This window comes from Trichocoleus sp. Lan (assembly GCF_039961855.1).
Lineage (GTDB): Bacteria > Cyanobacteriota > Cyanobacteriia > Cyanobacteriales > FACHB-T130 > FACHB-T130.
Map to the genome: position 1 here is coordinate 331,842 of NZ_JAMPKA010000003.1, position 13,365 is coordinate 345,206.

4 protein-coding genes and 2 pseudogenes are annotated in these 13,365 nt (G+C 45.9%); 2 read left to right on the top strand and 4 right to left on the bottom strand.

Translation table 11 applies throughout. The features are described from left to right. Positions 1 to 13: 13 nt before the first annotated feature. From NDA03_RS04440 to NDA03_RS04455, 4 genes are all read right to left on the bottom strand, one after another. Entirely contained in the window at positions 14 to 1,942 is a 1,929-nt protein-coding gene (locus NDA03_RS04440; RefSeq protein ID WP_190438964.1) for an alpha-amylase family glycosyl hydrolase, read from the bottom strand. A gap of 586 nt (positions 1,943 to 2,528) precedes the next feature. Then, positions 2,529 to 4,388: a GGDEF domain-containing response regulator gene (locus tag NDA03_RS04445; protein ID WP_190428828.1), complete on the bottom strand. Its 1,860-nt coding sequence runs from the start codon at positions 4,386 to 4,388 to the stop codon at positions 2,529 to 2,531. Next, on the bottom strand, positions 4,388 to 10,849 hold the full coding sequence (locus tag NDA03_RS04450) for a PAS domain-containing protein (protein WP_348237393.1): 6,462 nt from the start codon (positions 10,847 to 10,849) through the stop codon (positions 4,388 to 4,390). The genes NDA03_RS04445 and NDA03_RS04450 overlap by 1 nt, the downstream gene beginning before the upstream one ends. Positions 10,850 to 11,414: 565 nt before the next feature. Next, positions 11,415 to 11,582, bottom strand: coding sequence for a hypothetical protein (locus NDA03_RS04455; protein ID WP_190687844.1), 168 nt, complete (start codon positions 11,580 to 11,582; stop codon positions 11,415 to 11,417). 177 nt (positions 11,583 to 11,759) lie between these two features. Between NDA03_RS04455 and NDA03_RS04460 the strand changes: the two are divergent. Together NDA03_RS04460 and NDA03_RS04465 are read left to right on the top strand one after the other, a co-directional pair. After that, positions 11,760 to 12,494, top strand: a pseudogene (locus NDA03_RS04460) (cation:proton antiporter); the annotation flags it as partial. Positions 12,495 to 12,553: 59 nt separating this feature from the next. Continuing rightward, a pseudogene (locus tag NDA03_RS04465) lies at positions 12,554 to 13,185 on the top strand (IS1 family transposase); the annotation flags it as partial. Between the last annotated feature and the right edge of the window lie 180 nt (positions 13,186 to 13,365).

A 13,365-nucleotide genomic window follows, 5' to 3' on the forward strand; every position in this document is an offset into this window, starting at 1 on the left:
TGCGTTTAAATGCTTAAGATTCCCGTCCTGTTGCCCATCTATCGCGCCATTTTACTGTCCCTTCCGTGGCAATAACCCAGCGGCGACCGACAGTATTTTCGCGCAAGGGTGCCTGACCTTCACGCCACAGTGCATACTTGTAAGTAATTAACTTTCCAGCACTTTCATCAAAGGGAATTTCCCCAAACCAAGTATTAGTATTGATGAATTCTAGCGGATACGCCTTAGAGATATCCCAATTGCCTAACTCCGGACAATCTCCGATTACCACAACAGTTTCACCCGGCTGTGTCTGCACTCCATTAAGTTGCACCCGCACAATCGTTTGCCCCTTGATGCGTTCCCCAACATGACTGATGACAATTACATCCCGCGCGTCTAGTTCCAAGTCTTGCAACTTTCCGTCTGTAACTTCAAACTTGCGCCGCATTAAAATATCGGTATGTTCGCCGTCTGGTAACTCCGTATCAATTGCTTCCAACTTAACAGCTTCCCCTCGATTCATCGCTACAAACAAAACAGAATCGCGGTAACGGCGTACATAACAATAAACGTCAGGCGTTAGATATTTTTGCCATTGACTCCCCATCGATACAGCTGGATTTAATCGCCGCAAACCTGATAGCAACCGGATATCTCGATAGAGGCGTGACTCGGTGTCCCAATTTTCCATCATCGGACGGTTGTAAGGATCGTTCCCGTCGTTGGTATCGTCGTGGAGATACTGTTCTGTACCGTAGTAGATACAGGGAATCCCACGGGAGGTCATAATCACAGCGATCGCTACCCGCAGCATCTCTGGATCGGGATTCAATGACTGGAAGCGGGGCATATCGTGATTATCAATAAATGTAATCAACTCCGTCGCCCCGCAATAACGATGATCCAGATCCAGAACATCTTGAATCAGGTGAAATCCTCCTTCAGCACCCTGCGCCAAAGCCGCTCGGATTGCCAAACAAAAACCAAAATCTAGCATTGTCATGCCAGATTCATTGGCGAATTCTACCGAAAGGTCGCTTCGAGGGTCGCTAAAAATCCACTCGCCAAAGATAAAAACATCTGGTTTGTGAGTGGTAATATCCGCGTTAAATTCTTGCCAAAACCAGATCGGCATATGCTTTACAGTATCAACCCGTAAAGCATCAACTCCCCGGTCTAGCCATTGTTTAATGGCTGATTTAATGTAGTTTCGGTACTCGACGTTATTTTCGTTAAAAGTTGCTAAACCAGACAATTCACAATTTTGCACCTGCCACTCATCTTCCCAATTGGTAACTTCACCATAGTGGTGATACCAGTTATCTTTATCGTCATTAAAATCAGCAATTTTTACTCCATCGTCGTAGAGTTCTCCCTTCTTCCCGCTGAAATCTGGATTGCTGTGATTACACACAATATCCAACACCAGTTTCATCTTGCGTTTGTGTAACTCAGCAACTAATCTGTCAAAAACTGTATCTTTTGTATCTTGAGTTTTATTGAGCGAAGGTTCTTCATCCTTGCCAATAAAGCGAGGATTAATCCGTTTAAAATCCTTCGTCCAATAGCCATGAATCGCAGCTTGCTCAACAAATAATGCTTCCACTTGCTCAAACAGGGGGGTAAGCCAAACTGCGGTAACTCCTAAGTCCTTTAAGTAATCTAGTTTTTCAATAATTCCCTGTAAATCTCCACCCCAATATTTACCCCAATCTTTTCGCTCTGGATCGTAAAGTTCTGGGTTTGGCCCTTCGCTGTTGTCAGGATCGCCGTCATAGAAACGATCTACAACAATGAAGTAAATGGTTTCCTGGCGAAATTCAATATCTCTGGTGTATAGAAACTCTAAATCAATATCACTTTCTGGTTTAGCTTCGATAACCAAAGACTCGATTTCTGCTTCTGAATTAGTAACTTCGTATTGAGATGACGAAGCTTGAGATGGAGGAGTTGATACCATAAAGTTTAGTGCGGCTAGTGTTGATAGAGGTGCGATTTTGGAAAGGTCTGTGCTGTCCGGCTAAGGAGTTCAAGCCTTCAGACTAACTTTTTATAAATCTAACGAATTGTTTCCTTTTTTGTATATATATCCGGAGATAGTAGACTAAAGGGACAAAGCCGTGATACATAAAATAATTTTGTGGAAATTTTTAAAGCAACGAAATCTGCGGTTGGTTTGAAGGATTAGGTCTTACCCAACCGAACAGGGTGTTGGATTGAAGGAAGAAAGCCAACCTACAAAATACTTTACCCTCTTTTAAAGGCTACCGTGGACACACAAGTCTTCTTGAACTTGCAAGCGTCGTTTTATTCTCATAACCTCCCTTAAACAAGGGGAAAATCAAGTTAAAATCTCCCAGTTTATTGGGGGGATGCCAGGGAAATCAATCAACGTTTTGCAACTTAACTAAAGACGTGCGAACACCGTATCTTTTAGCCGAAGGAGAAATACAAGCAGATGTACACTCCCCCGATTAAATTTATTTTGTATGCTCCGCAGATTAAATTTAATTTTTAGAATAAAAAGAAAGTTTCCTAGAGAATTGTTACCACTGAGGATCTGCTTTAATTAGTTCTGAAGCTAATTTACTTTCTACAGGTTTGGAAAACAAATATCCTTGACCAAAATCACAATTGAGCGCTCTTAGTTGGGCTAATTGACCGGAAGTTTCTATTCCTTCAGCAATCACATTTATCCCCATCGTATGAGCCATTCTCATAATTGCGGGAACCAGGCCTATATTTTCTTGACTACTTTCCATACGGTTAACGAAAGATTTGTCAATCTTCAGGGTATTAATTGGAAAGCAGTGCAAGTAACTTAAGGAAGAATAACCTGTTCCGAAGTCATCAAGGCTTAACTGAATTTGACGCTTCTTGAGTTCCTGAATAATTGCCATTGCTGATTGGCTATTATTTATAAGGACACTTTCTGTGATTTCTAGTTTTAAGCTTTGTGGACTTAGTTGAGTTTTTTGAAAAATTTCGTCAATTTGCTCAATTAAGTTTGATTGGGAAAACTGCCGACCTGAAAGATTCACGCTAATTGTTAGAGGTTCTTGCGTTAGTTTTTGTTGTTGCCAAATCTTTAATTGCTGGCAAGCTTCCCGCATTACCCAAGTATCAATCTGAGTAATCAAACCCGTTTCTTCTGCAATTGGAATGAAGTCCAATGGAGAGATAAATCCCCGATGGGGATGATTCCAGCGCACTAGGGCTTCAAATCCAGCAAGTTTGCCGGTATTCAGTTTAACAATCGGCTGATAATAAACTTGAAATTCTTGTTGATTTATAGCCTTTCGCAGGTCGGTTTCTAGCTGTAAAAGCTGGATAGCTTCCTGGTGCATGGCTGGATCGAAAACGTGATACCGAGCTTTGCCACATGTCTTTGCATGGTACATAGCGGTATCTGCATCCCGCAACAAATATTCAGGTTGTTCATAGTTATTGTTTCCCAAAGCGATGCCAATACTGGCGCTCATGAATACTTCATGTCTGGATAGTTGAAAAGGATGCATGAGTTCTTGAAGAATTCGATCGGCAACTACGGTAGCAGTGCAGGCATCATTAATTTGTTCAACGATGATTGCAAATTCATCCCCTCCTAATCGTGTTAGCGTATTGACGATGCTCAGACAGGGTTCGAGTCGGCGGGCGAGAGCCTTTTGGACACGCTTGGCAAATGCAATCAGCAGTTCGTCTCCTACCAGATGACCAAGAGAATCGTTGACGACTTTAAAGCGATCGCAATCGAGAAATAACACCGCAAACTGATAATCTGCCTCTTGCTTAGTCCGGCTGAGTGCGTTTTCGAGACGCTCCATGAAGACAGCCCGGTTGGGCAAGCCAGTTAACGGATCGTGCAACGCCATATCTAGCAGTTGGCTCTGGATTCGCTTGCGCTCAAGAATTTCTTCATTGAGTTCTTGATTCGTCCTTTCTAACTGACTGGTACGCTCCTTGACCCGATTTTCAAGCTCTGCGTTCAGTTCCAGAACTTTTACTTGTGCTTCTCTCAGAGCCAGTTGATTCTTGACGCGGACTAACACTTCTTCTACCTGAAACGGCTTGCTGATGTAATCGATTCCGCCAACCGTAAAAGCTTTTACCTTGTCAATCGCCTCATCGAGAGCGCTTAAAAAAATTACAGGAATCTCGCGGGTTTGCTCGTTAGCTTTCAGTTTTTCGCAGACCTCATAGCCATTCATTTGAGGCATATTGATGTCGAGCAAAATCAAATCCGGCGGTTTTGCCTGACACGCTTTTAGAGCAGTTTGTCCGTTCGTTACGCTGCGAACCTTATAGCCCTGATGACTTAACAAATCGGATAACAGCCGCAGATTGTTTGGCGTATCGTCAACAAGTAGAATATTTCCGTTTAGTGGAAATACGCGATCGCTATTCATTAGATAATTTGTTCGATTAAATCAGTGATCTGTTCAAACTGAAAGTTGTTGACACAATCCACCAGAGCATTGAATATTGGAGCCTTTGACTCCGCGATTTGCTCGGCGAGGCTCAAAATCAACTCCGCATCTGCCTCAATAGCGGCTTGATAGAGAGCTGCAATCCACTCAACAGGCATCTCTTGAAAGAATGAAGGAGTTAGGAGAAACGATGAATTGGGTGTTGAAGTTTCCGTACTCCCCCTAGGTCGAGGGAGGAAGCAACTTTCGCCTTCTAATGACTCTTCATAAAGATAACGTACCCCTAAATGTTGAGCCATTTTTTCAAAGATAATTTCATTCCGGAAAGGTTTGCCGATGAAATCATCGCAGCCTGTTGACAAAATCAGGTTTCGCTGATCTTCAAAGGCACTAGCCGTTATCGCAATAATGACTACCGCCTGACCATTCACATCCGCTTTAATGCGTCGGGTAGCTTCATACCCGTCCATCACTGGCATCCGCATATCCATCCAGATCAGGTGCGGTTGCCAAGTCTTCCACAGGGCAAATGCCTCTAGACCATTTTCGGCTTCACGCACTTCAAATCCAACATCTGTCAGGAGTTTGACTAACAGGATGCGATTTTCCAGGCGATCTTCCACCACTAGGATGCGATATTGAAGTTGGTTCGGGACTAAACCAATCACCCTGGGTTGCGGCTGTGTCGTTTGAATATCAGTCGCTTCAGCTTGACGAATCTGGATATCAAATGAAAATCGCGTTCCCCGATCTACTTGGCTGCTGACTGCAATATCTCCTCCCAGAAGTTGCACAAATTTGCGGCTAATTGGTAGGCCTAATCCAGTTCCTTGCTGAGATTGCCGACCTGTTTCTGTTTGGGAAAAAGCTTCAAATAGTTTGTCTACTTCTTGTGGGGAAATACCAGGGCCGGTATCTTCGACTTCAAACACCAAACGGTGATTGGGAATGGATAATGGGGAATGAGATTTCTGCGGATTATCGATTTGATGTCTAACTCGCAAGGTGACACCGCCGGATGAAGTAAATTTGATGGCATTTCCGAGGAGATTCATCAAGATTTGCCGCAATTTACTTTCATCTGTTTGCACGTATTGAGGAATATCTGGGGCATAGTCTAAGATAATCTGTAATCCCTTGGATTTCGCTTTTAATCGAAACATCTCTTCTAGGTTGTCCAAGAGGCGAATTAAGTCAAAGCAATTTTCATGAATAGTTGTTCTGCCTGCCTCAATCTTGGACATTTCTAGAATGTCGTTGATTAATTCCAAGAGATGTTCGCCACTTCGATTAATGATTCCCAGATATTCCTGATGAGCTTTGGATAGAGATGAGTCAAGGTTCATCACTTGGGTAAAGCCGAGGATGGCATTGAGTGGCGTTCTCAGTTCGTGGCTCATGTTGGCGAGAAATTGGCTCTTGGCGTGGTTGGCAACCTCGGCAGCTTCTTTCGCTCTGCGTAATTCTGCCTCAGCCTGAAAGCGATCGCTAATATCGATCATCAAACCATCCCAGAGAATATTCCCATCCGCTTGCTTTTCCGGTCGAGAATCCCCTTGAATCCATTTGATGTTCCCTTGCACAATAATTCGCCAGATGCCATGCCAATGTTTTAGCGTATTCGCTGAGACAGCGATCGATTCAATGACATTGGGTAAGTCATCTGGATGAACGACATCAAATATTAAAGATATATTCTGCTGAACCGCTTCTGGAGAAAGACCAAAGATTTCTTGGCAAACGGGACTGATATACGGAAAACTCATCATCCCATCCGGGCGCATCATAAATTGATAAATCATGCCCGGTATGTTTGTTGCCAAATTTTGATACCGACTGTTGCTCCGTTGCAATGCCTCCTCGACCCGTTTGCGCTCGATAATTTCAGTGGTGGCTTTTTCAAAGAGCGTGCATTGCTGGATAGCGATCGCCAATTGCACAGATAACTGTCTGAGACATTCGATTTCGGAGGAGTGCCACTCCCTTGCGCCTTCACAGTGCTGGGCAATCAGCAATCCCCACAAATTTTCTCCTTGCAAAATCGGAACCACCAAGTTCGCTTTCACCTCAAACTGGCTGAGTAAATCAATATGGCACTCATTTAGACCCGCGTTGTAAATATCCGCCATCGCTCGAATGCGACCTTGCTGGTAAAGGGGGACATAGGTTTCCACAAAGCAGCCGTCTTGAATATTGCTTCCGACAATTGGCGTCCAATCCTCGCCCACTGACTCGACAGCCACAACCCCGCTCCAGTCTAGATTAAAGTGGTAAATAATTGTCCGATCGGTTGCCAAAAATTGTCGGACTTCATCCACGGCTGTTTTCAAGACTGCCTCTAGGTTAAGAGAGGAGCGAATGCGTTCTTGGATAGTCCCCACCAACCGTTCCCGCAAAAATTGCTGTTGCAAGGCAATTTCCGCTTGTTTGCGATCGCTAATGTCCCGGCAGATGCAAACCCGAAATCCCTCTTCGGTATAAGTCAGAGAAATTTCTAGGAAAAAGGTGCTTCCATCCTGCTTTTTACCGATTGCTTCTCCACACCATTCTCCCTCTCGTAACAGAATCGGAACAACTTCTTGAGCCAAGCGATTAATTTCATCTGGGTAAAAAAGTTTGTGCCAAGTCTTACCCAAAAGGTCATTAATGTTGTCGTATCCAAAAATCTTGATATGAGCATCGTTCAGATAGATGTACTCATCCTCGGCATTGAGAATCGCCATACCATCCAATGCCGACTCTACCGCGACTAACTGCCGCCGCAGTTCGCTTTGAGCATTGACAAGCTCTTCTTGTGCCTGTTGACGAACTCTAATTTCTTGCTGTAGCTGTTGATTTTGGCAGTCGAGATAGGCACGGTGTTGTTTTTCCTGCTCTAAGAGGGAAGCTTGAGCGATCGCAATCCCGACTTGAGCCGCAACAGACTCTAATAGTTCAATCTCGTCTGCTGTCCACTGACGGATGCGATCGCACTGATGCAAGCCAATTGCTCCGTTCGGTTCTCCCTGGTAAGAAGTCCGCACTGCTAGCATCGACTTTAGACCGATCTGGCGGCAAAATGGCTCAACCGCTTCTAAAAGAGGCTCAGCATAAACATCCGGTGAGGAAATGGCAGCATCTTGTGCGAGCATTAGCTGGACATGGGGATTGCCAACGACAGGGATATCCAAAGACAGTAGCGATTGATAACCAGGAGCCACAAACTCAGCGACTATCGGAATTCTGAGTTCCGGTTCCACCACGTAGGTATGAATGAGGCAGCGATCGATCCTGAGTAGCTGAGAAATTTGTTCGGCGGCGGTGGCAAAGATGTGCTGAGGTTCTAAACTAGAGCGGATTTCTTCGGCAATCTGCTTGAGCAGGACAGTCCGGCTAAATTGATTGGTCAGCGCTTCTACTGCGATTCGCTCCTCGGTGATATCCGCTTGAATCCCCACATAGTGAGTCAAGCACCCTAAAGCATCTCGCACCGGAGCAATAGAAAATTCATTCCAAAATAAGCTGCCGTCTTGGCGATAGTTCCGCAGCACAACGCGACACTCTCTTGCTTCGCGCAGTGCCAGCCGCAGCTCCTCAAGAGCGGGTTGGGTGGTGTCGGGTCCCTGTAAAAAGCGGCAATTTTTGCCCAGAGTTTCTGCTGCCGAGTAACCCGTGATGGACTCAAAAGCTGGATTGACGTAAATCACTGGCGTGTCGGGCAGTTGGGCATCGCTAATGACAATACCATTGCTAGAAGCGGCGATCGCTCGCTCCAGCAGTCGCAGCCGCTCTTCTGAGTGCTTGCGATCGCTGATGTTTAAGGAATACCCAACGCACTCAATGGGATTACCTGCTTCGTCTTTGACCAATTTCATCTGATCGTAGAGCCAGCGATAAGTTCCGTCCTTGTGCAAAAAGCGGTATTCGTAGGCGTAATCTCCTGTAACAAACAGTCGCGGTAATTCAGCAAAGACGCGACTAACATCTTCTGGATGGATGTGGCTTGCCCAAAAAGTTCCATCTTCGAGAAATTCTTGGGCTTCATAGCCTAAAACTGTCTTGATATTCTCACTGACAAAGGTGATGTCATAATTCCCCGATGCCTTGCAGCTATAAATAATTCCCGGACTAGAGGTGAGCAGATGTTGCAGGCGTTCGGTCGCCGAGCGCAGTGCCACCTCCGCTTGTTTACGAGCAGTGATTTCCATCACCACTCCCCCAACGCCAGAAAGCCGATTATCCTCGTCTGGTATGGGAAAGAAAGAAACCATCCAGTCTCGAACAATACCCGGTTGGCTCGGTACTTCACCGCTGATTTCTTGGTTGAGAATAGATTCGCCTGTTGCGAACATTCGCCGATAGAGAGGTTCCAGCTTAGGGGCGATATCGGGGATGACTTCACAGAGGCTCTTGCCAATCATGTCACCCGCAGGGAAACCATTCACCTCTGCCAGGAGTTCGTTGATTTGCACGAATCGCAGTTGCTCGTCCATGATGCTCAATCCGACAGGAGCCGAGCTGAAAAAGGCATTCAGGCGAGCTTCCCGCAAGGCGAGTTCTCGTTCTAAGGCAATGCGAACGACTTCGTCGCGCTTCGCTCCGCTAACGTCTTTATGCGTCCCCGTCATCCGCAGCGCCACACCAGAGCGATCGCGCTCCATCACCTTACCATGACACAAAATCCACTTCCATTCGCCTGATTTTGAGCGCATCCGCAATTCAATTTCGGAAACGGGTGTTTTACCTTCCCGATGCAAGGTTAAAGAGTCTATCGCCCTAGAGGTATCCTCTGGATGTACTAGCCGCTCCCAGGACTGGTAACTGTTCTCAATCTCCTCTGGCTCATACCCCAGCATCTTCTTCCATTGCCGGTCGAAATACATCTCTCCGGTCGTTAAATTCCAATCCCATATCCCTAAGGCACTCCCATCTAACGCCATTTGCAGCCGTTCTTCGCTGCTTCTGAGAGCGGCTTCGGCAAGTTTGCGCTCAATCAGCCAACCTAACTGAGCCGCAACTGCACTTACTAGCTCAAACAAATGTCGATCTTCTGCACTTTTGCCACGCTTAAAGAAAACTAAAACTGCCAACACTCGCTGATTGGCGAGAATTGGCACGCCCAAACCCGTCTTTAATCCAACTTTTGCGGCGATTTGCGATCGCACAAAGGTTTCCTGTGTGGTCGCGGAAACATCTTCTACCCATTCTGGTTGCTGCGATGACCAAACGCGCCCTGGCAGACCCACGTTGGCTCTAAATGTGACTGTTTCGCTATGGCGTCGGAATTCTTCAACCGAGCTATGTTGCAAAGCGACGACCGCATCGCGATCGCACCCGTACCAACCCGGACTATTTTTTAAAACTGTACCATCATCAGACGGAACCCAAGTTTCTCCCAAATCCCAGCCGATTGTCGTACAAATTAACCGCAGAATAATTGCTAAAGCAGTATCTACGTCAACAGAACGATTGATGGCTTGGGTTGCTTCCAGCAACAGACGAATTTCAACTTCTGCTTGCTTTCTTTCAGTAATATCGCTGGTCGTGCCGAGAATCTGCTTCACCTTGCCGTCAGCGGTTCTCGCAAACAGAGTATCCCGATTGAGCAGAGTCCGCCATTCTCCATTTCGATGCCTCATCCGGTACTCATTCTCAAAGATTTCGCTGTCAGAGGCGTCCTCGAATTGTTGGAAATATTCCGGCAGTCTAGCGAAATCGTCAGGATGCATCAGCTTCTGGAAATCTAACCCCGTTTCTTGAATTTCTTGGGGGGTATACCCTAAAGTAACGGCGATTTCACGATTAATATAAACATTGCGCTGCTCGCTCAGATCGTAGAGAAACAAAACATTGGGGCTTGCTTCGGCAATCCGTTGAATGAAATGCTGACTCTGGAGTAACTCCTGCTGTGTCTGTTTATGTTCGGCGATTTCAGATTCTAGATTATGCAGCGTTTTTAATAACTCGGCGGTGCGATCGCTAACCCGAATTTCTAACTCATCGTTGACGCGGCGTAATGCTTCTTCTGCCTGCACCCGGATTGCAATCTCGCTCTGGAGTTCCTGGTTGAGAATCTCTAGCTGTTCGGGCGTTTCCAAAGCCAGGAATTGCGGCAGCAGCGTTACCATTTGTAGAGCCGTGTAGCAGGAAACCAAGGCAGTCATCGCTTGCTCAATTCCTGTCAGCCAGTAAACTGGATGCCAAAGCGTCCAGATTTCCATCAGGTGCCCGGTACCGCAGAGAATAGTAAAGGCTCCAAATAAGGCAAATATCCCTTGAAAGGGAATATCTTTCCGCTTGTGGATGAAGTAGATGAGCATCGCCGGAATTGAGAAATAGGCGATCGCAATCAACAAGTCAGAAACCAGGTGAAGCCATACCAGTTTCGTTTGCCACAGGTAGCAGTGACCGTGAGGGATAAATTGTCTTGAAGAAAACAATTCTTTTAAAAGCTTCCACATATTACGATCTTTGGCTATAATTCGGAGTTATTCCCGATGCATAGAGATACGGTTAGATAAGCTTCCCAGCTTTAGCTTTTGCCGCGACCCCTCAAGCGCATTCGACTCAGAGTTGAAGCTCAAACTGATGGATAGCTGAGTCTTGGGTTTCCATAACAGCGAGTAATATGCAGAAGAATCTGCTAGAGATTGATCAAGTTGAGTCAGTACAACACTTGATTCAAGATTGATTCCCCATCTTTAGATAGATATTCTTCATTATTAAACATGACAATTCTATTTTGGTAAGTCAAGGGAAGAATTTAGTTTTATCTGTCTGTCTCGAACCCCTCTTCCCCCCAGATCAGCTAAATTTGCTTGTGCATACTTGGTGGGAGAGGCAGTTTAAGGTTTATGAATTTTGTTTGTATACGTGACAACAACTATTCTAGCGATCGCCTACATAAAGCCTTTCTTCAAAACTGCTTTTATCAAGCTAAAACGGTTGAGGCAGATTCTGGTGAATTTGCCAAGATTTAGCTGGAATCTCTAGATTGCCCTAAATTGGGCATTTCTAAATTAAAGTTTAATTTAGCAATGTCAGGTAAAGGATTGCGATCGCAAAACGGTTGTCACCTTGCAACCTCGCTTTGTAAATGTGGAAAAAGTGAAACTTGCCGCTGAGTGACAAGCTATTAATTAAAAAATTTTTCTTCAGTTGATGAGAGACATAAAAGCCCGATCCCTGACTCACTCCTCGCAGAAACTTGGTTAGCAAAGTCCATGTGAAGCCAAGCAATCTTCAACTGGCAGCAAAAAGATATAGAAATATTTAAGAATCTGCTCAAATACTATTGAGAAATTAGGTTGAGGGTAGACTGATTGATGGCAGCGATCGCTCTACAACTCAAGAATCGCTATTGAGGCAATTATGCACGCAGTCGTTTTAGTCCTCGTTGAAGTGCTGATCGTGATTGGACTCTCCCGACTGATGGGACTGGGGTGTCGCTTCATCAATTAACCCTTGGTGATTGGCGAGATTGTCGCTGGGATTATGCTAGGACCATCTCTGTTTGGTTTGATTGCTCCAGATTTAGCCGCCAATTTATTCCCAGCCGAAACCCTTCCTTTCTTGAACGTGCTGTCTCAAGTTGGGTTAATTTTCTTTATATTTCTGATTGGCTTAAAGCTAAATCCGAAATATCTCAGCGGCAACTTAGAAATCGCAATTTTAACCTCACACGTTAGCATTTTAGTACCCTTTTCTCTGGGTAGTTTACTCGCTTTGCTGCTTTATCCGCTGGTTTCTAATAGTAGCGTCGCCTTTACCGCCTTTGCTTTATTTTTGGGGGCGGCGATGTCGATTACCGCTTTCCCTGTATTGGCTCGAATCATTACCGAAAATAACTTGCAAGGTACACGGTTGGAGACTTTGGCTCTGACGTGCGCGGCGGTCGATGATGTCACGGCTTGGTGTTTGTTGGCACTAGCGATCGCAGTGACGCGCACGAACAGCATGGCGGGTGCGGTACCAACAATTCTGTATTCCGTACTCTACATTGGGTTCATGGTAACGGCAGGGCGTTGGTTCTTGCAACGACTTTCTAGCTACTATGACCGCGCAGGTCGGATCAACCAATTTGTGCTAGCTGGGATTTATATGGGCGGGCACTGGTCTGTTAAGGAGTGATGTGTAAAATAGTTGCATTGGGTGGATGAGAGCCGATGCACTGCCCAGAATGTGAAAGTCAGCAGGTCGTCAAAAACGGCAAGGTTACCCTCCAAGACGGTGCTGTTGTGCAGAAATATATGTGTAAAGCTTGCCGCAAGGCAATTCAACAACCGAACTGGGACTCCAATGGCGGGCCTACAGACCTCCTCAACAATTGTGACGTTGGCGATGAACGTCCGCACTGAAGGAATGGGAGTAGCGACTGGGCACTCTTTCGGTAAATCTCACTCAACGATCCTGCGCTGGGAGAACCGTTTGGCAAACCAGCTCAGTCAATGGTCACCTGCTGCGCCAAAGACGGCAGACCTCACGGTCGAGGGGGATGAGGTATACACTCGAGTGGGCGAGAACCTTCCCCCCCAGTGAGTGCGAAGGATGGACGATCTACTTCATCGAACGAGAAACACGCTACTGGATCGCCGCACAAGCAGGACACAAACGGGATGAATTATTCCGCCAAGGGACAGCAGGGGCGTGGGCATGGGCATCTGCTGCCGAGTTGATTGGCTGGTTTAGCGATGGAGAACGACGCTACGGCACGGCGTTATGGCAGCTTGCCAGTGTGAGGCTTACTCCCGGCGAGGCTCATCCTGACTATGGGCGACGCAAAGTGTGGCGAGAGGGAGCTCACGGGGTGACAACCCCGTCAAAAGCCTAGTGCAAGCGCTCCTGAAGCCAAGTTGCGGTAAAAGAAGATGGGGTCACTCTTGTTAAAAAGCCCCATCTGTTAAAAATGCTTCCTCAATTTTATCAAATTCATCTGCAACAGCAACTAAAAAACACCGAATACTTGACTCTAAAAATT

Excerpts from the sequence above, each read along its gene's own strand:
- NDA03_RS04440 (WP_190438964.1), bottom strand. The coding sequence starts at position 1,942 with ATGGTATCAACTCCTCCATCTCAAGCTTCGTCATCTCAATACGAAGTT.
- NDA03_RS04445 (WP_190428828.1), bottom strand. The coding sequence starts at position 4,388 with ATGAATAGCGATCGCGTATTTCCACTAAACGGAAATATTCTACTTGTT.
- NDA03_RS04450 (WP_348237393.1), bottom strand. The coding sequence starts at position 10,849 with ATGTGGAAGCTTTTAAAAGAATTGTTTTCTTCAAGACAATTTATCCCT.